General features: G+C 71.3%; 16 protein-coding genes and 1 pseudogene. 8 read left to right on the top strand and 9 right to left on the bottom strand.

Annotated elements, in window-relative coordinates; all coding sequences use genetic code 11:
• Nucleotides 1–101: 101 nt before the first annotated feature.
• From EP26_RS20040 to EP26_RS20025, 4 genes are all read right to left on the bottom strand, one after another.
• The gene (locus EP26_RS20040; protein WP_043341255.1) at nt 102–686 is read right to left on the bottom strand and encodes a DUF3035 domain-containing protein; all 585 of its coding nucleotides are present in this window, start codon (nt 684–686) and stop codon (nt 102–104) included.
• 2 nt (nt 687–688) lie between these two features.
• On the bottom strand, nt 689–1,180 hold the full coding sequence (gene lspA, locus EP26_RS20035; RefSeq protein WP_043341254.1) for a signal peptidase II: 492 nt from the start codon (nt 1,178–1,180) through the stop codon (nt 689–691).
• Complete coding sequence (gene ileS / locus EP26_RS20030) at nt 1,180–3,987, bottom strand: isoleucine--tRNA ligase (RefSeq protein WP_043341252.1); 2,808 nt, start codon at nt 3,985–3,987, stop codon at nt 1,180–1,182. Before ileS ends, lspA begins: the two co-directional genes overlap by 1 nt.
• Nucleotides 3,988–4,140: 153 nt before the next feature.
• Complete coding sequence (locus EP26_RS20025) at nt 4,141–5,079, bottom strand: bifunctional riboflavin kinase/FAD synthetase (RefSeq protein WP_043341251.1); 939 nt, start codon at nt 5,077–5,079, stop codon at nt 4,141–4,143.
• A gap of 86 nt (nt 5,080–5,165) precedes the next feature.
• Here EP26_RS20025 and EP26_RS20020 point away from each other — a divergent pair, with 86 nt between their 5' ends.
• The 5 genes from EP26_RS20020 to EP26_RS20000 all read left to right on the top strand — a co-directional run bounded on the left by EP26_RS20020 (nt 5,166) and on the right by EP26_RS20000 (nt 8,665).
• Complete coding sequence (locus EP26_RS20020; RefSeq protein ID WP_043341249.1) at nt 5,166–6,296, top strand: M20 family metallopeptidase; 1,131 nt, start codon at nt 5,166–5,168, stop codon at nt 6,294–6,296.
• 12 nt (nt 6,297–6,308) lie between these two features.
• Entirely contained in the window at nt 6,309–6,977 is a 669-nt protein-coding gene (locus tag EP26_RS20015) for an SDR family NAD(P)-dependent oxidoreductase (protein ID WP_043341247.1), read from the top strand.
• 229 nt (nt 6,978–7,206) lie between these two features.
• On the top strand, nt 7,207–7,437 hold the full coding sequence (locus EP26_RS20010) for a hypothetical protein (protein ID WP_043341245.1): 231 nt from the start codon (nt 7,207–7,209) through the stop codon (nt 7,435–7,437).
• A gap of 246 nt (nt 7,438–7,683) precedes the next feature.
• Entirely contained in the window at nt 7,684–8,049 is a 366-nt protein-coding gene (locus EP26_RS20005; RefSeq protein WP_157033638.1) for a hypothetical protein, read from the top strand.
• Between the two features lie 82 nt (nt 8,050–8,131).
• Nucleotides 8,132–8,665 (top strand): YciE/YciF ferroxidase family protein, encoded by a 534-nt coding sequence (locus EP26_RS20000; protein WP_052389415.1) that lies wholly within the window; start codon nt 8,132–8,134, stop codon nt 8,663–8,665.
• A gap of 7 nt (nt 8,666–8,672) precedes the next feature.
• Here the strand turns inward: EP26_RS20000 and EP26_RS19995 are convergent, their stop codons facing one another.
• Nucleotides 8,673–9,986, bottom strand: a complete 1,314-nt coding sequence (locus EP26_RS19995; protein WP_052389414.1) for an NAD(P)/FAD-dependent oxidoreductase — start codon at nt 9,984–9,986, stop codon at nt 8,673–8,675.
• Between the two features lie 133 nt (nt 9,987–10,119).
• Here EP26_RS19995 and EP26_RS19990 point away from each other — a divergent pair, with 133 nt between their 5' ends.
• Nucleotides 10,120–13,356 carry a DEAD/DEAH box helicase gene (locus tag EP26_RS19990; RefSeq protein ID WP_052389413.1) on the top strand — a complete coding sequence of 1,079 codons (3,237 nt, stop codon included), beginning with the start codon at nt 10,120–10,122 and terminating at the stop codon, nt 13,354–13,356.
• Here EP26_RS19990 and EP26_RS38495 read toward each other — a convergent pair.
• Entirely contained in the window at nt 13,295–13,852 is a 558-nt protein-coding gene (locus EP26_RS38495) for an SLC13 family permease (RefSeq protein ID WP_342669117.1), read from the bottom strand. The two genes, EP26_RS19990 and EP26_RS38495, sit on opposite strands and share 62 nt — an antisense overlap.
• A 384-nt stretch (nt 13,853–14,236) precedes the next feature.
• A pseudogene (locus EP26_RS38490) lies at nt 14,237–15,118 on the bottom strand (SLC13 family permease); the annotation flags it as partial.
• A 62-nt stretch (nt 15,119–15,180) separates the two neighbouring features.
• On the opposite strand from EP26_RS38490, the gene EP26_RS19980 reads away from it, so the two are divergent.
• Nucleotides 15,181–15,540, top strand: coding sequence for an HPF/RaiA family ribosome-associated protein (locus EP26_RS19980; RefSeq protein WP_052389412.1), 360 nt, complete (start codon nt 15,181–15,183; stop codon nt 15,538–15,540).
• Between the two features lie 3 nt (nt 15,541–15,543).
• A complete protein-coding gene (locus EP26_RS19975) occupies nt 15,544–16,455 on the top strand; it encodes a cation diffusion facilitator family transporter (RefSeq protein WP_043341244.1) in 912 nt (303 codons plus the stop codon).
• 215 nt (nt 16,456–16,670) lie between these two features.
• Here EP26_RS19975 and EP26_RS35015 read toward each other — a convergent pair whose 3' ends face one another.
• Nucleotides 16,671–16,820, bottom strand: a complete 150-nt coding sequence (locus EP26_RS35015) for a hypothetical protein (RefSeq protein WP_157033637.1) — start codon at nt 16,818–16,820, stop codon at nt 16,671–16,673.
• A 99-nt stretch (nt 16,821–16,919) separates the two neighbouring features.
• Entirely contained in the window at nt 16,920–17,456 is a 537-nt protein-coding gene (locus EP26_RS19970; protein WP_043341243.1) for a hypothetical protein, read from the bottom strand.
• Nucleotides 17,457–17,954: the final 498 nt, after the last annotated feature.

Here is a 17,954-nt window from a genome sequence, read left to right as displayed (position 1 = left end):
CCGATGTGGGGATGCCGGTGGCGTTCCGCCAGCATCGCACGGGGCCCATGGGGGCAGGGAGGCCAATCATGACGGCTCGGCCCCCGAGGGCCAAGCCGTGTTCAGAAGATGCTCTCGAACAGCGCCGTGACCGGGTTGCTGCTGCGGGTGCGCTGGATCACCGGCGTCTCGCCATCCGTCACATCGCGGCCTAGCGCCGCATTCTCGCGCAGCCGCTGCGCCTCGCGCCGCGGGTCGAGGGCGGTGCCGGCCGGCTCCGGCCCGCGCCAGAACATCAGCCGGTCCACCAGCGTTCGCTGCGGCTGGTCGAGCTTCAGGCTCTCCTCGTCCACCCGGCGGCGGATGTCGTCGCCGACCGGGCGGCCGGCCTGGCTCAGCAGCGCGCTCTCGGCGGTGCTTGGGGCGCTGGCGGCGACCGGGCCACTGAGCACCGCACCCGGCACCAGCGTCGCCTCCGCCGCCTGGCGGGTCGAGACCTCCTGCGGCCGGTCGGCGCCGGGGCGGGGCGCCGGCAGCGGGCCGCCGAGCGAGGGCGGCATCGAGAGCGGCGCCCGGGTCGTGACCTGGAACTCATCCGGCGCATCCCGGGTCAAGCCAAAGGTGCGCGCGGTGTCGCCGCCGCAGCCAGCGAGGGCGGTGGCAAGCAGAATGGACAGGGCCATAGCCTGGCCCGCGGGGCGGCGCATCCTCATGCCGCCTCTCTACTCGCCGGCGGCTTGCGGAACAAGGCATCCGCGAGAAGGACGAAAACCCCGCATACGATCCCCGCATCCGCGATGTTGAACACGTACCAGTGCCAGCCCCAGCCATGGGCATCGACGAAATCGACCACCGCGCCGAAGCGCAGCCGGTCAATGACATTGCCGATCGCACCGCCGACCACCGCACCCAGCGCGGTTGCAACCGTGCGGTTCTCCGCCCGTGCCATCCAGCGCAGCAGAAAGGCGGCGATGACGGCGGCGAGGACGGCGAGGATGATGTGGTTCAGCGACCCCTCGCCCGAGAGCAGGCCGAAGGTGACGCCGCGGTTCCAGACCATGGTGAGGTCGAGGCCGAGCGGCCCCGCCTCGACCAGCGGCACCGTGCGGCGGTTGGGGAGGTCCAGCACCTCCAGCACCCACCACTTGCTGAGCTGGTCCGCCACGAGCAGCAGCGCCGCCATGGCGAGGCCGAGGCGCATCACTGGCCTGCCACCACGGCCTCGCAGCGGCGGCAAAGGGTCGGATGGGCGGCGGATTGGCCGACTTCCTCCAGCACGCGCCAGCAGCGCTCACATTTGGCGCCGGGGGCCTTTACGACACGGAAGCCCGCTTCGAACGGCTCGGGCTCAGCTTCGACCTTGGAAACGATCAGGAATTCTTCCCAAAACGATGAGTCGAACGACTCATCGCCCATAGGGTTGACGGTCACCTTGGCCTGCAGCGATGAGCCGATCTCCCCATCCCTCCTGAGACGTTCCAGCAGGTTGGTCGCCAGGGCGCGGCGGGCGCGCAGCGCCGCCCAGCGCTCGCCCAGCGCCTCGTCCCGCCACTCGCCGGGCAGCTCCGGGAAGTCGTGCAGGTGGATGCTGTCATTCTCGTCGGGGAAGCGGGCGAGCCAGGCCTCCTCCGCGGTGAAGACCAGCACCGGCGCCAGCCAGGCGCAGAGGCAGCGATGCAGCATGTCGAGCACCGTACGCGCGCTGCGCCGCCGGTGGCTGTCCGCGGCATCGCAGTAGAGGCTGTCCTTGCGAATGTCGAAGTAGAAGGCCGAGAGGTCGGTCGAGCAGAAGGCGTGGATCTCGGGATAGACGCCCGTCCAGTCGTAATCATTCGCCGCCTTGCGCAGCTTCGCATCCAACTCGGTCAGCCGGTGCAGCACCCAGCGCTCCAGCTCCGGCAACTCGCTATGGGGAACGCGCTCGGCCTCATCGAAGCCGGCGAGGTTGCCGAGCAGCCAGCGCAGCGTGTTGCGCAGGCGCCGGTAGAGCTCCGCCTGCTGCTTCAGGATCTCCTTGCCGATGCGGAGGTCCTCGGCGGTGTCCGAGTTCATTACCCAGAGGCGCAGGATGTCGGCGCCGTATTGCTGCATCACCTCCTGCGGGGCGGTGACGTTGCCGAGCGACTTCGACATCTTCCGGCCCGACTCATCGAGCACGAAGCCATGCGTCAGCACCGCCTTGAAAGGCGCGACGCCGTTGGTGCCGACGCTCTCCAGCAGCGATGAATGGAACCAGCCGCGATGCTGGTCGGAGCCCTCTAGGTAGAGATCGGCCGGGAAGGGCATGCCGCGGTCGCGCAGGACGAAGGCATGGGTCGAGCCGCTCTCGAACCACACATCGACGATGTCCATCACCTGCTCGTAGTCCGCCGGATCGCGTCCTTCTCCGAGGAAGCGCGCGGCGGCGCCCGGCTGGTACCAGGCATCCGCGCCCTCCACGCGGAAGGCCTCCACAATGCGCTCCATCACCGCCGTGTCGCGCAGCGGCTCGCCGGTGCGGCGGTCGACGAAGACGGCGATGGGCACGCCCCACGCCCGCTGGCGGCTGATGCACCAGTCGGGCCGCGCCGCGACCATGCTGCCGATGCGGTTGCGCCCCTGGTCGGGGACGAACTGCGTGGCGTCGATGGCGGCGAGCGACTTCTCGCGGATCGCATTGGCATCGTCCATGGCGATGAACCATTGCGGCGTGGCGCGGAAGATCACCGGCTTCTTCGAGCGCCAGCTATGCGGATAGCTGTGCGTGAGCTTCCCCTTGGCGACCAGCGTGCCCGCCGCCTCGCAGGCGGCGTAAACGGCGTCATGCGCCTTGAAGACATGCAGGCCGGTGAAGCCCGGCGCCTGCAGGGTGAAGGTGCCGTCGTCGTTGACCGTCTCCGGCACCGGCAGGCCGTTCTCCCGCCCGAGGTTGAAGTCGTCCTCGCCATGGCTCGGGGCGATGTGGACGAAGCCGGTGCCGGCCTCGGTGGTGACGAAATCGCCCGGCAGCAGCGGCACGTCGAAGTCGTAGCCGGCGCCGCGCAGCGGATGCGCAGCGATGGCGCCCGTCAGCTCCTCGCCCTTCAGCACCCGCACGACACTATGCGCGCCGAGCCCCGCATCCTTGCTGAACTGCGGCAGCAGGGCGAGGGCGACGAGGAGCCTTTCGCCGGGGACAAGGTGGCTGCCCTCGGCGACGCCATCGACATGCACCAGCGCGTAGTCGATCTCGGCGCCATAGGCGACGGCGCGGTTGCCGGGGATGGTCCAGGGCGTCGTCGTCCAGATCACGACGCTGGCGCCGGCCAGGTCCTCGGCGCCGGCCTTCACCAGGCGGAAGCGCGCCCAGAGCGTCGGCGAGACATGGTCGTGATACTCGATCTCCGCCTCGGCCAGCGCCGTCTTCTCGACCGGACTCCACATTACCGGGCGCAGGCCGCGATAGAGCGAGCCGTTCATCAGGAACTTGCCGATCTCGGCGACGATGGTCGCTTCCGAAGGGAAGTCCATCGTCGCATAGCGCCCGGCCCAGTCGCCGAAGACGCCGAGGCGCTTGAACTCCTCCCGCTGCACGTCGAGCCAGCGCGTGGCATAGGCGCGGCACTCGGCGCGGAATTCGAGTACGGGCACATCGTCCTTCTTGCGGCCGCCCTGGTACTTGCCCTTGGGGTCGCGGTACTCCTCCTCGACCTTCCACTCGATCGGCAGGCCGTGGCAGTCCCAGCCGGGAACGTAGTCCGCGTCATGCCCCGCCATCTGGGCGGCGCGGTTGATGACGTCCTTCAGGATCTTGTTCAGCGCGTGGCCGATATGCAGCGGGCCGTTCGCGTAGGGCGGGCCGTCATGCAGGATGAAAGGCGTCCGCCCCTTCGACTGCTCGCGCAGGCGGGACCAGAGGCCGAGCCCCTCCCAGCGCTTCAGCCAGTCCGGCTCGCGCTTCGGCAGGTCGCCCTTCATCGGGAAGGCGGTCTGCGGCAGGAAGACGGTGCCGCGGTAGTCTCGGGGCGCGGGGGCTTCGGTGTCGTTCATCGGGGCGGTCTCCGGCCGCCGGCGGCGCGGCGGCGGGTCAGCGGTGGCGGGTGCGCGGCGGTCCCGGCCCTCAGGCGAGGGCCGGGCGGCTAATTCGCGGATGGGCCACCGGGCGATGCATGAGGGGCTTATGGGGATCGGAGGGCTAAGGGGTCAAGTATCCTGGGCCAGCACCGCCCGCGCATCCTCGGCATCCCGGGCGATGGCCGTCTTCAGCGCCTCCAGCCCATCGAATTTGGCATCCGCCCGCAGGAAATGCCGCAGCCGCACGCCGATCTCCTGCCCGTAGAGATCGCCCGAGAAGTCGAAGAGATAGGTCTCGAGCCTGGTTTCCGGGTCGCCGCCGAGGGTTGGCCGCCGGCCGATGTTGGAGACGCCCTTCACCTCCCGCCCGTCCGGCAGCATCGCCGTCACCGCATACACCCCGCGCGCTGGCTCCAGGTGCCGGCCGAGCCAGAGATTGGCCGTCGGCCAGCCCAGCACCCGGCCGAGCTTGTCGCCATGCACCACCTCGCCGCGAATCTCCCAGGGGCGGCCGAGCATGGCCGTCGCCCGCTCCGGATAGCCGTCCTGCAAGGCGCGGCGGATGCGGGTGGAGGAGATCGGCCCCTGCGCGTCCGTGACGGGCGGCACGATGGTCAGCCCGATGCCCGCCGCCTCGGCCAGGCCGGTGAGCGTGCCGGCATCCCCACCGCGCCGGTGGCCGAAGGCGAAATCCTGCCCGCAGGCCAGATGCACGGCGCCGAGCCCGTCCCGCAGCACCTCAGTGAAGAAGCGCTCCGCCGACATGGTGGCCAGCGCCGCATCGAAGGGCAGCGCCACCACAAGCGCCGCGCCGGCCGCCCCCAGCGCCTCCGCCTTAGCGGGCAGGAGGGTCAGGCGGAAGGGAGGGTCCTCCGGGCGGAAATGCTCGCGCGGATGCGGCTCGAAGGTCAGCACCGCGAGCGGCGCCGAGGGCCGCGCCGCATGCGCCGCCGCCAGCACTGCCCGGTGGCCGATATGCACCCCGTCCATGTTGCCGAGTGCGACGGTCGCCCCGCGCAGCCCGGGCGGCAGGTCACGCCAGTCGGATAGGACGAGGGGCTGGGTCATGCCTCGGCGGTCTAGCGAGGCCAGGGCGGGTGGACAAGCGCCACGCCATCGCCAGAGTGGATCGAGACCGCAGCAGGACCGACCCCATGCCCCAGACCGATATCGGCAGCTCCGACCGCCTTCTCGCCGAGCTCAGGACCTGGGTGGAGCACGAGACGCCCACCACCGACGCCGCAGCCGTCAACGCCTTGCTCGACCGCTGCCAGGCCGACCTGGCGGGCGCCGGCGCTGCCATCGAGCGCCTGCCCGGTCGCGACGGCTTCGGCGACACGCTGATCGCCCGCACCCCGGGCGAGGGCGCGCCGGTGGTCGTCGCCGGCCATCTCGACACGGTCTGGGACCACGGCACCCTGGCGAAATCGATGCCTTGGCGCGTCGAGGGCGAGCGTGCCCATGGTCCCGGCATCTACGACATGAAGGCCGGCAGCTTCTTCGCCTTCCACTCGGTGCGCGAGATCCTGCGCCAGGGGGTGGAGACCCGTCGCCCCATCACCCTGCTGCTGACGCCGGACGAGGAGGTCGGCAGCCCGACCAGCCGCGCTCCCATCGAGGCCGCCGCCCGCGGCGCCTGCGCCGTGCTGATCCCGGAGCCCGCCGGCGGCAACCAGGGCGCCTGCGTCACCGGCCGCAAGGGCACCGGCGGCTTCACGCTCACCGTCGAGGGTCGCAGCGCCCATGCCGGCGGCAATTGGTCCGAGGGACGGAGCGCCGTCGTTGCCCTCGCCCAGGCAATCCTCAAGGTCCATGCCCTGACCGACCTGGAGCGCGGCGTCACCACCAATGTCGCGCCGATCTGGGGCGGCACCCGGCCGAATGTCATCCCGCCCGAGGCCGGTTGCCGCATCGACTTCCGCGCTCCGAGCCTCGCCGAGGCGGAGCGCATGGTTGCTGCCATCCGGGCGCTCGCCGGCGAGGCGGACGGTATCCGTATCACCGTGGAGGGCGGCCTGAACCGCCCGCCGCTGGAGGAGAGCCCGGCCAACCTCGCCCTCTACGAGACGGCCCGCGCCATCGCCGCCCGCCAGGGCTATGACTTGCCGAAGCAGCATCGCGGCGGCGGGTCGGACGGCAATTTCACCGCCGCCATGGGCATCCCGACACTGGACGGCCTCGGCTGCACCGGCGCCGGCGCTCATGCGCCGGAGGAGCATATCCGCTGGCCCGACCTGGCGCCGCGCTGTGCCGTGCTCTGCGAGCTGCTGGAAACCCTGGGATAAGGAGCGAAACAAATGCCGAAAGCCCTGATCATCGGCGCCGGGGACGGGCTCTCCGCTTCCCTCGCCCGGCTCCTCGCGCGGGAGGGCTATGCCGTGGCGCTGGCCGCCCGCAACACCGCGAAGCTTGCCGCGCTCGCCGCCGAGGCCAATGCCACCACCCATACGTGCGACGCCGCCGACGCCGCCCAGGTCGCCGCGCTGTTCGAGGCCGAGGGCGATGCCGAGGTCGTCGTCTACAACCCGAGCTACCGCACCCGCGGCCCGATCGCCGAGCTGGACCCGGCCGAGGTGCAGAAGAGCCTCCAGGTCTGCGCCTTCGGCGCCTTCCTCGCGGTGCGCGAAGCGGCCCGGCGCATGCTGGCCACCGGGCGCGGCACCATCCTGCTGACCGGCGCCTCGGCCGGGGTGAAGGGCTATCCGCTGAGCGCTCCGTTTGCGATGGGGAAATTCGCCCTCCGCGGCCTCGCCCAGTCCGCCGCACGGGAGCTGCATCCGCAGGGCGTGCATGTGGCTCACATTGTCATCGATGGTGGCATCCGGAGCACACCCCGCAAGGATAGCGGGCAAGACAGCCTGCTCGACCCCGATGCCATCGCAGCAAGCTACCTTCAGCTCATTCGCCAATCACGAAGTGCGTGGAGCTGGGAGCTGGAAATTCGTCCCTGGGTTGAGAGCTTTTGAAATGCTTCCGAATATTACGAGATTTGTAAAGTGTTGATTACAAATATACCGGCCACGTTAAATCAATAAGTAGAATTAAGGCGGCGCGATATCGCCGCAGAATGCGCCGCATGCGCTTTCTCATCGGTGTACAGGCGAGCCTACACAACCCTGAAACGATTTCCATGTTGCTGTCCCGCACGGTCAATAGTATGTGTGCTATGCAATCACTTTAGCCGGAGCGTGCTGGATGCGTGCCGCGTTTAAGCCTCTTGAAACCGAGGCCGAGCCCGAATCTCCTGACCAATCCGCCCTCCGCCTCATGCTCTCCTATGTGGAGGCCGAATGCCTGCGGCTCGGCGCGACGGAGGCCGCACGCCATGTCGCCCTCGCCGTCTCCAACCTCCCGGAGCCGGTTGCCACCGCTGCCGCCTCGCATCCGCCAGCCCCCGTCCGCCCACGCAACGCCCGTCTCCATTAAGCCTGGGATTGCCTTGGGTGGGGGAGACAGGGCGACTCCGGACTGAGCCGCCTCGGATCATGGCCAGCAGGCTGGGCTTACGCCTCCAAACGGCCTGACCCCCTGCGATTCCGCATGGCAATCCGCTCGGCCGTCCTCCTCCGCCTTTCGGCCCGGACGCCGAACTTGCCGATGGTCCGGCCCGAACCAGTCCGATGCCCGGACGTTACGTCATCCGCGCCGCAGCGTTGAAGGATGATGCCGCCGATGCCCCTGGTGACCCTGGTGCTGGCCAATGGCCCCGGCTTCCCACAGGGCAGCGCGGATCGCCGCTACGAAATGTCGGTGACGCTGACCCAGGGCGGGCATCTCGACCCCGGCGCCTGGCTCGCGGACCCGGCGCCCTGGCCGGCCGTGCGCTTCCGGCCGGACGGGCCGCCGCAACCCGGCACGGTACAGTGGAATGAGCAGACCGGCTGGTCGCTCGCGTTCTCGCCGGCCGAGGGCGAGGCCGCGGATGCCGCGCCGCATGTGCTGATCGGTCAGGCGGGGCAGCTCCGGCCCGGGGAGTACGTCACCATACGTGAGCCGAACGGCCGCGATTACGGCTTCAGGGTGGTGGGCGTCGGGTGAATGATGTTCCGCCGGGGATGGGCAACTGGCCCCTCCCTGGCCCCGTTCCTCCAGGCGAGACCATACCCAGGGGAACGCCGCCATGGCCGAGACCATCAAGGATCTGCTCGAACTCTCCCTACAGGACACCTACAGCGCCGAGAATCAGATCCTCGCGGCCCTCCCCGAATTGGAGGATGTAGCCAGTTCGCCCAAGCTGAAGCAGGCCTTCCGCGAGCATATTGAGCAGACCGAGCGCCAGGTGGAACGGCTCGAGGAGGTCTGCGAGATGCTCGGCATCGAGCCCGACGGCGAGAGCTGCGCCGCCATGGAAGGCTTGGTCGAGGAAGCCGACGACCTGATGGAGGAGCTGGAGGAAGGCCCGGTGCTCGACGCTGCGCTGATCGGCGCTGCCCAGAAGATCGAGCATTACGAGATGGCCGCCTATGGCACGCTCTGCTCCCTGCTGAGATCCATGGGCCAGACCAAGGCCGTCGACCTCCTCGCCCAGACGCTGAAGGAGGAGAAGGATACCGACGAACTGCTGACCCGGATCGCCGAGCAGGAGGTCAATCCGGCCGCGATGCAGACCCTGCCGGCCAACGAGCAATCGGGCGGCTCGCGCGGCGCGGCCTGAACGGCCGCTATGCCCGCTCCAGCGCCCGTGCCTGCCCAGGCACGGGCGTCGCGTTGCCGCCCTTCGGCTCGCGCCCGGTGATGAGCCGGGCACCGCGTTGGAAGGTCAGGTAGCTCCAAAGCCACTCGAAGGAGACGACGATCCGGCTGCGGAAGCCGATCAGGTACCAGACATGGGCGAGGCCCCAGAACCACCAGCCGACCAGGCCGGTGAGGCGGATGCGCCCCAGCTCCACCACGGCGGAGCGGCGGCCGATGGTGGCGAGGTCGCCATGGTGCCGGTAGCGGAAGGGCGGCGGCTCCGCCTGGCCCGCCGCGCGGGCCGCCAGCAGCCGGCCGACATGGCGCCCCATCTGCTTCGCCGCCGGCGCATTGCCCGGCACCGGCTTGCCCTTGCCATCCGTGACCGCGGCCGTGTCGCCGAGCGCGAAGATGTCCGCCCGGCCGGGCACCGACAGGTCCGGCCCGACCTTGATGCGGCCCGCGCGGTCCCGCTCTGCCCCGATCCAGGCCCCGACCGGCGAGGCGACGACGCCCGCCGCCCAGACGATGGTGCTGGCGGCGATCCGCTCCTCGCCGCAATCGATGCCCGTCGCATCGCAGCCGGTGACGCGGAGGCCCGTCAGTACCTGCACCCCCATCCGCTCCAGTGATTGCCGAGCCTTGGCGCCGAGCTCCTCCGGGAAGCTGGGCAGCAGGCGCGGCCCCGCCTCGATCAGCACGATGCGCGCCATGGCCGGGTCGATGCGGCGGAATTCGCGCGGCATGGCGTGGCGGGCGAGCTCCGCCATGGCGCCGGCGAGCTCCACCCCCGTCGGCCCGCCGCCGATGACGGTGAAGGTCAGCAGGCGCCGCCGCTCCGCCTCGTCCTCCGTAAGCTCGGCCCGCTCGAAGGCGAGCAGCAGGCGGCGACGGATATCCGTCGCATCCTCGATGGTCTTGAGGCCAGGCGCGACGGGCGCCCAGTCGTCACGCCCGAAATAGGAATGGGTCGCGCCCGTCGCCAGCACCAGCGCATCGTAGGGGATGCGGAGGCCGGGGCCGGCCGCAACCTCGCGCGCCGCGGTGTCGATGCCGGTCACCTCCGCCATCATCACCCGCACATTGCGCTGGCGGCGGAAGATCGTGCGGACCGGCCAGGCGATGTCGCCCGGCGACAGCGCCGCCGTCGCCACTTGATAGAGCAGCGGCTGGAAGAGATGGTGGTTGTGCCGGTCGATCAGGGTGATCTCGGCCGGGGCCCGGGCCAGGGCGCGCGCCGCCTCCAACCCGCCGAAGCCGGCACCGATGATGACGACGCGCAATGGCGTGCTGGCGGACATGCGGCATCTCCATGGTGAGCGGTGTCCTTCGACGCCGGGTCAGGCCGGTAACGCGGGCGGTGGCGCGGGACCACATGAACAGGCCGCGATTGCCCGGCCGAGCGTTGCGGCTGCGGGTCGGCAGCCTTCCTCGATGCGTGGCGTTCTGCGCATCCGTGTGGGGGACTACCAGGTGATCGTGGAACCGGAAGGGTTGCTGGCCGTCTGCCTCGTCGAGCGCATGCTGGCGGCGGGCGAGGCGGGACTCGTCTTCGTGGCGCGGAGCGAGGGACGGGCGGCGCGGCTGCATCGTGCGGTGCAGGCGCTGGCGCCGGCGGATGCGGCGGTGTCGCTGCTGCCCGGCTGGGACTGCCTGCCCTATGACCGGGTCTCGCCCTCGCGGGCGGTGATGGGGCAGCGGATGGCGCTCGTCGCCGGGCTGCCGCCGGGGCTGCTGATCGCCTCGGCGGAGACGATCGGGCAGCGCCTGCCGCGGGTGACGGAGCGGCTGCGGCTTGCCTGTGACGATGCGCTGGATACGGACGCCCTGCGCCGTGATCTGCTCCGCCTCGGCTATGCGCTCGACCAGCGCGTCGACGAGCCGGGCGAGGCGGCGCTGCATGGCGAGGTGATCGACCTCTGGCCAGCCGCTGGCGAGACGGCCTGGCGGCTGCGCCTGGAGGAGGGGCGCATCGCCGGCATCCACCGGCTCGACATCCTGAGCCAGCGCAGCCTCGAGGAGGAGGTCGGGGCGCTGGAATTCGGCCCCGCCTCCGAAGTGGTGCTGGCGGCGGACGACCCGCTGCTCGAAGCCCGCCCGCCGGGGCTGGAGCATGCGCTGCCCGAGCATGCCGCATCGCTGATCGCACCGCTCGACCTGCTGCCGCGGGCCATGGTGCTGCTGGATGCCGGGGCCGAGGCGACCCTGGCGCAGCGCCGGGCGGAGGTGGCGGAGGCCTTCCGCACCCGCATCGCGCTCGGCCCAGCGGGGTCGCCACCAGAGGCGCTCTATGGCGGCGAGGATCTGCTCGACGGCCGCCAGCTAGAACGCGTCTCGCCGGAGAAGGGCACCGCCCCGCCGCGCTTCGCCGAGGCGGAGGACTCGGAGGCCGCCTTCCTCGACTATGCCGAGGTGCAGCGCGCGGCCGGGCGCCGCATCGCCATCGCCGGCGGGCGGGGACGCGGGGCGCGCAGGCTCGCCCGGCGGCTCGACGAGGCCATGACGGTCGCCGACTGGCCGGCGCTGCTCGCCCTGCCACCGGGCAGCGTCGCCCTGCTCGCCGCCGATGTCCCGGGCTTCGAGGCCGAGGCGGCGGTGGTGGTGCCCTATGCCTCGATCCGCGCCGTCAGCGGGGCAGGGCGGGACCGCGGCGCGGAGGCGCTCTTCGCCGCCAGCGCGCGATTGCAGCCGGGCGATGCGGTGATCCATCTCGACCACGGGCTCGGCGCGCTCGAGGGCGTGGAGCAGGTGGATACCGGCGAGGCCCGCGTCGATTGCCTGCGCCTGCGCTATGCCGACGCGACGCAACTTGTGCCCTTCGACGAGCTGGACCGCATCTGGCGCTACGGCGCGGAGGCGGAGGGTCTCTCCCTCGACCGGCTCGGCGGCGAGGCCTGGCCGAAGCGGCGCGCGGAGGCGGAAGCCGCGGTGGCCGAGAGCGCGCGGGCGCTGCTCGAACTGGTACGGGCCCGTGAGCAGGCCCGCGCCCCGGCGCTGCGGCCACCGGCGGAGGAGTATGCCCGGCTCGCCGCGCGCTTCCCGCACGAGCTGACGGAGGACCAGGCGGCGGCGATCAACGCCGTATTGGGCGACCTCGCCTCCGGCCGCCCAATGGACCGGCTGGTCTGCGGCGATGTCGGCTTCGGCAAGACGGAGATTGCCATCCGCGCCGCGGCGGTGGCGGCGCTCGGCGGGCACCAGGTGGCGCTGCTGGCGCCGACCACGGTGCTGGTGCGCCAGCATCTGGAGAGCTTCCGCCGGCGCTTCGAGGGCTTCGGCCTCCGCATCGAGGCGCTGTCGCGGCTGACGCCACCCGCCGAGGCGCGCGAGATCAAGGCGGCCGTGGCGCGGGGCGAGGTGGCGATCGTCATCGGCACCCAGGCGCTGGCGGCCCGCGGCATCCGCTTCCGCGACCTCGCCCTGATGATCGTCGATGAGGAGCAGCGCTTCGGCGCGGCGCAGAAGGAGCAGCTGCGGCGCCTCCGCCGCGGCGACGGCCTGCACGTGCTGACGCTGACGGCGACGCCCATCCCGCGCACCTTGCAGGCGACGCTGGTCGGGCTGCGCGAGCTGAGCGTCATCGCCACGCCGCCCGCGCGGCGGCAGCCGGTGCGCACCATCCGCGCGCCGATCGAGGATGCGCTGCTGGCCGGCGCGCTGCGGCGCGAGGCTGGGCGCGGCGGGCAGAGCTTCTGCGTCTGCCCGCGCATCGAGGACATCGCGCCGATGCGCGAGCGCCTGGCCGGGTTGGTGCCGGACCTCGACCTGATCGAGGCGCATGGCGGCATGCCGGCGGCGGATGTCGATGCCGCCATGGTGCGCTTCGCCGGCGGCGAGGGCGATGTGCTGCTCTCGACCAACATCGTCGAGGCCGGCCTCGACGTGCCGCGGGCGAATACCATGCTGGTCTGCCGGGCGGACCGCTTCGGCCTGGCGCAGCTGCACCAGCTGCGCGGCCGGGTCGGGCGCGGGCGGGTGCGGGGCGTCGCCTACCTGCTGACCGACGCGAAGGCGCGGATCGGCCCGGCGACGGAGCGGCGACTGGCGATGCTGGAGGCGCTCGACCGCGTCGGCGCCGGCTTTGCCATTAGCGCGCGCGACCTCGACCTGCGCGGCGCGGGCGATCTGCTGGGCGAGGAGCAGGCCGGGCATCTGAAGCTCGTCGGGCTGGAGCTCTACCGCCACCTGCTCGACTGGGCGCTGGCCGAGGCACGGAACGAGGCGCCGCCGGAGGCCTGGAGCCCGGGCCTCGCCATCGGCGTCGATGCCTATGTGCCGGAGGAGCACGTGCCGGAGGAGGCGTTGCGCGTCTCCCTCCATGGGCGCCTCGCGGGCCTGCTCCGCGCCGGGGACACCGCCGGGGTGGAGGCGCTGGAGGATGAGATGGAGGACCGCTTCGGCCCCGCCCCGGCGCCGCTCGCCAACCTCTTGGCCCTGGCACGGATCGCGGCGCGCTGCCGGCGGCTCGGCATCGAGAAGCTTGAAGTGGGCCCGAATGCCGCGGCGGCGACGCGGCGCGGGCAGGAGACGGGCCGGCTGCTGCTGCGCCGCGCGAGCGCAACACCCGAGGAGCGGCTGGCGACGGCGGAGGCGCTGCTCGCCTCCCTCGTCAAGGCCCGCGCAGAGGCCAGACGAGAGCGATCATCGGCACCCCGACGAGCAGCACGATGAGCGAGAGCGGCAGACCGAGCCGCCAGTAATCGCCGAACCGGTACCCGCCAGGCCCCATCACCAGCGTGTTGCAATGGTGCCCGATGGGGGTGAGGACGTCGCAGGCGGCGCCGAGCGCGACCGCCATCAGGAAGGCATCCGGGCTCATCCCCAGCCGCTGCGCCAGGCTGCCGGCGATGGGGCCGAGCATCAGCACCGCCGCCGCGTTGTTGAGGAAGGGCGTCACCGCCATCGCCGCCACCATGATGAGCGCGAGCGCGTCCATCGGCGGCAGGTGCTCGACGGCGCCGGAGAGCCAGCCGGCGATCAGCTCCGTCCCACCCGTGCTGCGCACTGCCTCGGAAACGGGGATCAGCGCGCCGAGCAGTACGATCACCGACCACTCGACAGCGTTGTAGGCCTCCTGCGGCGTCAGCGCGCGGATCAGCAGCAGCAGGACCGAGGCGGCGAAGAAGGCGACGGCCACCGGCAGAAGGTTCAGCGCCACGGCGGCCATCGCCACGGCCAGGATGATCGCCGGCAGCCAGCTCCGCCGGCTGCGGCCAAGCGCGATGCCACGCTCCGCCAGCGGCAGGATGCGCAGCGCGGCCAGCGTGTCGGGCAGCCGTGCCGCCTCGCCCTTCAGGATGGCGACATCGCCACGGCGGAGCTTCAGCGTGTTCAGGCGCTCGGCGATACGCGACCCACGGCGGCTGACGGCGAGCAGGTTGACGCCGAAGCGCCCGGCCAGCGAGGCGCCGGCAGGCGTCGCACCGACCAATGGGGATTCGGCGGTGATGACGCCCTCCACCACCGTCTTCTCGTCCTCCGGCACCTCCTCGCCGCCGGTCGGCTTCTCGCCGACCAGGGTGGGTCCGGCCTGGGCGACGAGGGATCCCAGCTCCTCCGGGTCGCCATCGAGGATCAGCAGGTCGCCGGCCTTCAAGACGACCTCGCCCGGCAGCGCCTCGCGACGGAAGCTGTAGCGCAGCATGGTGCCGATGGTGATGCGCCCTTCGCCCGTCGCCACGAGATCGGCGATGGTCCGGCCGATGAGCGGGCTCTTGGCGGGGATGCGTGTTTCCGTCATGTAGGATTCGATCGCCATCGTCGCCTGGCCGGCGCTGCCCTGCCGCCCGCGCGGCAGCAGCCGCCACCCGATGCCGAGGAAGACGAGCCCAGCCACCGCGATTGCCGCGCCGACCGGTGCGTAATCGAACATTCGGAAGGGTCCGCCTGTCACCTACTCCCTGACGCGGGAGACCATGATGTTGGGCGAGGTGCCAATCAGCGTCATGAGCCCGCCGAGCAGCGAGGCGAAGGCCATCGGCATCAGCAGGCTGGAAGGCGAGGAGCCGGTACGCCGCGCAAGTTGCAGCGCAACCGGCATGAAGATGGCGAGCGCGCCGATATTCTTCGTCACCACCGAGGCGGCCATGACGGCGGCGACCAGCGCCGGCACCTGCGTCCTGACGCTGGTGAGGTGCGGTAGCAGCGGCCGCATCAGGCATTCCACCGCGCCGGACCGGGCGACGGCAGCGCTGACCAGCAGCGCGGAGGCGACGATGATGACGATGTCGTCGCTGAAGCTGGTGAAGGTCGCCTCGGCCGGCACGATGCCGGTGGCGAGGCCGGCGAGCAGGGCCAGCATCGCCACCAGGTCATAGGGCAGCCGGCCCCAGGCGAAGAGGCCTACGGTCACACCGAGGATGTCGAAGGCGAGGGCTTGGTCGAGGGTCACGGGGGCACCGACAGTCCGAAGGCCGCTTCGGTTCCGCGCCATGGTGCAACGGGCCCGCTCGCCCGGCGTTCGCCCACGGCACGACAGAGACGAGAGGGAGATCGATGCGCCCCGACGAGAACAATGCGGCGGACAGCCCGGCCATCGCCATCCATGGCCACCAGATGGATGTGGGGGAGGCGCTGCGCACCCATGTGACCGACAAGCTGACGGCAGTGGCGCAGAAGTATCTCGGCGCCGAGGACATGACAGCCCGCTTCTCCCGCACCGGCCATGGCGGGTTTTCCTGCTCGGTGCGGATCCATGCCGGCAAGGGCCTCTTCTTCGACGGCTCCGCCGAGGCAGCGGAAGCGCCGATTGCCTTCAACGAGGCGCTGGAGCATGTGGCGAAGCAGCTGCGGCGGCGGAAGCGGGAGCTGCGCGAGGACAAGCCGGTCAACCCGGACAAGGAAGGCCTCATCTAACTCGTGGCCCATGGCGGCTCCCGCCGGGTGATCCTGGCGGCGCTGGCGGGCAACCTCGCCATCGCCGCCACCAAGCTGGCCGCCGCGCTCTACACCGGCTCCAGCGCCATGCTGAGCGAGGCGATCCATTCGGCCGTCGATACCGGCAACCAGGGGCTGCTGCTGATCGGGCTGCGGCGTGCGGCGCGGCCGCCAACGCCACGGCATCCGCTCGGCCATGGGATGGAGCTGTATTTCTGGGCCTTCGTCGTCGCGCTGATGATCTTTGCGCTCGGCGGCGCCGTGTCGGTCTATGAGGGTTGGCGGAAGATCGTGGCGCCGGAGCCGGTGGAGAGCGCCTGGGTCAATTTCCTCGTGCTCGGCGCCTCGGTCGTCTTCGAAGGACTGTCCTTCCGCGTCGCATTCCGCGAGTTCCGCCGCAGCCACGCGGGCGAGCCCTTCTGGCAGGCGATCCGCGCCAGCAAGGACCCGGGCGTCTTCGCCGTGTTGCTGGAGGATGCGGCGGCGCTGGCTGGGCTGTCCATCGCGCTCGCCGGCCTCGGCCTCGCGGCCTGGCTCGACATCCCGGAGCTGGACGGCGCGGCCTCCATTGGCATCGGCCTGTTGCTGGTCCTCACCGCCGTCTTCCTCGCCAACGAGACGCGGAGCCTGCTGACCGGCGAGGCCGCCTCGCCGCGGCTCATCGCCGATGTGCGGGCGATGCTCGTCGCCGACCCACGGGTGAAGACGGTGGAGGAACTGCTGACCATGCATCTTGGCCCGGCCGAGGTGCTGATGGCGGTGACCATTGACCTGGCCGACGAGCTGCCGGGCGCAGGCGTGGAGCAGGCGGCGCGGGAGCTGACCCGCCGCATCGAGGACCGGCACCCGGAGGTGACGCGCATCTTCCTGCGGCCGAAGCGAATGGCTGCCTGAAACGGCAAGCCGCCCGCCGGGAGGGAGCAATCCCCCGGCGGGCGGCTCTATGCCTTGACGTGTCGGCCCGGCGTCCGGCCGGGTGGGGGATACGCCCCCACCACGCGGCGGGGCTCACCCCCGCGGATGCCGGATGGTATGAAGCGCCGCCCGGATCGCGTCCAGGACCAACCGGGCAGGCGGCCAGGGGTTTCGCAGCCCCTGGTCAAATCTTGTCAGACCACGTCCAGCGCCGCACCGGCCGGCATCAGCCCGGCCCCGTGCAGGACGCCGTCCCGCTCCATGCCGCGGCGAACCGCGACGCCCCAAAGCACCAGCACCACACCGGCGCCGAGACCGAGGACGCCGAAGACTGCGGACAACATCACTTTCCCCTTTCGTATCTTCCGTGACCGTATCTGGGGTTTGCAGGCGCCAGCGAGCAGCGGCGGGATATCCCCCCAGCCATGCGGCGATTGCGCTGCTCATCGCCGCAGCGTCGCATGCCAGCGGCGAAGGCCGATGGCGCCGCCGCTCAGCAGCCGGTGGCGCAACAGCCAGAGCTCCGCCTCCTCGATCAGGCCGGCGGCGGCGCCGCGCAGCTGCCCGGCCCCGGCGAGGCGCAGCTCCTCGATCAGCCGAACCCAGCTTTCGGTGATGGCGGCGCATTGGCGGGGCGCAGCATCCTCCCCGACATGGATCTGAAAGCCAGCAGCCTCGAGCGCATTCTCGGCCTCGCGGCACTCGGGTGGCGGGGCCGGGCGGCCCTCGAGGGCGAGCCAGCGGTCGAGGCTCGGGCGGGAGGCGGGGCCGTCGCCGCGGACGACCTCGAGCATGACGAGCTGCGCCTGCGGCTTCAGCGCCGCGGCCAGGGCATGGGCGATGCTGTCGAAGGAGCCGCCGCCGGCCAGCGGCTCCAGCGCCAAGGCATGGTGATGGTAACGGGCGCGGAAGGCCGGCGCCTCCGGCTGCCAGGGCAGCACCGTGGCGCGGCGGCCGAAGGGGCGGAGGCGGAGCGACATCCGCTCGGCCAGCAGCGGATCGTGCTGATGCGCGGCGACCCAGGCGCCGCAGCCGCTGATAATGGTGCCGGCCGCCCCCCCGGCATCGCGGCCGACCAGCAGCAGCGTCGTCGCGGGCGACAGAGGCAGCAGGCTGGAAAGACGTTCGATCTCCCCCGGCCCGCCGGGGATGAGGCAGCCGTCCTTCTCTAATCGTGGGCACGTGCGTCAAGCAGTGGTGCTGTCCCGCGTGGGTTTCACGCTTCTCTTCGGGGTCGGCGCATCGGCCGCCCCAGGATGGGGTTCTAAAAGGGGGGGCGGGACCAATCTCCCTTACGCGCCCTCGGCACCCAGGGATGCCCGGAGCAGGAACGGCTTCGTCCTCGCCTCACCCTCGTCCCCACGGGGACACCACTCCGCGACGCGCGCGGATCTCGTTGGAGCGGCTGGTCCGATTACGCGGCGGCCCTCCCGAGCGGTTGGAACGTGGTTCCGTCGGACCACATGCGGTGCAGGACC

Source organism: Belnapia moabensis DSM 16746 (assembly GCF_000745835.1).
GTDB lineage: Bacteria > Pseudomonadota > Alphaproteobacteria > Acetobacterales > Acetobacteraceae > Belnapia > Belnapia moabensis.
Note: the sequence above shows the minus strand (reverse complement) of the source record. Positions and strands in the feature narration are given on the sequence as shown.

Bases quoted from the DNA above. Each gene is read 5' to 3' on its own strand.
- EP26_RS20040 (WP_043341255.1), bottom strand. From the start codon at position 686: ATGCGCCGCCCCGCGGGCCAGGCTATGGCCCTGTCCATTCTGCTTGCC.
- lspA (WP_043341254.1), bottom strand. From the start codon at position 1,180: ATGCGCCTCGGCCTCGCCATGGCGGCGCTGCTGCTCGTGGCGGACCAG.
- ileS (WP_043341252.1), bottom strand. From the start codon at position 3,987: ATGAACGACACCGAAGCCCCCGCGCCCCGAGACTACCGCGGCACCGTC.
- EP26_RS20025 (WP_043341251.1), bottom strand. From the start codon at position 5,079: ATGACCCAGCCCCTCGTCCTATCCGACTGGCGTGACCTGCCGCCCGGG.
- EP26_RS20020 (WP_043341249.1), top strand. From the start codon at position 5,166: ATGCCCCAGACCGATATCGGCAGCTCCGACCGCCTTCTCGCCGAGCTC.
- EP26_RS20015 (WP_043341247.1), top strand. From the start codon at position 6,309: ATGCCGAAAGCCCTGATCATCGGCGCCGGGGACGGGCTCTCCGCTTCC.
- EP26_RS20010 (WP_043341245.1), top strand. From the start codon at position 7,207: ATGCGTGCCGCGTTTAAGCCTCTTGAAACCGAGGCCGAGCCCGAATCT.
- EP26_RS20005 (WP_157033638.1), top strand. From the start codon at position 7,684: ATGCCCCTGGTGACCCTGGTGCTGGCCAATGGCCCCGGCTTCCCACAG.
- EP26_RS20000 (WP_052389415.1), top strand. From the start codon at position 8,132: ATGGCCGAGACCATCAAGGATCTGCTCGAACTCTCCCTACAGGACACC.
- EP26_RS19995 (WP_052389414.1), bottom strand. From the start codon at position 9,986: ATGTCCGCCAGCACGCCATTGCGCGTCGTCATCATCGGTGCCGGCTTC.
- EP26_RS19990 (WP_052389413.1), top strand. From the start codon at position 10,120: ATGCGTGGCGTTCTGCGCATCCGTGTGGGGGACTACCAGGTGATCGTG.
- EP26_RS38495 (WP_342669117.1), bottom strand. From the start codon at position 13,852: ATGGCCGCCGTGGCGCTGAACCTTCTGCCGGTGGCCGTCGCCTTCTTC.
- EP26_RS19980 (WP_052389412.1), top strand. From the start codon at position 15,181: ATGCGCCCCGACGAGAACAATGCGGCGGACAGCCCGGCCATCGCCATC.
- EP26_RS35015 (WP_157033637.1), bottom strand. From the start codon at position 16,820: ATGTTGTCCGCAGTCTTCGGCGTCCTCGGTCTCGGCGCCGGTGTGGTG.
- EP26_RS19970 (WP_043341243.1), bottom strand. From the start codon at position 17,456: ATGTCGCTCCGCCTCCGCCCCTTCGGCCGCCGCGCCACGGTGCTGCCC.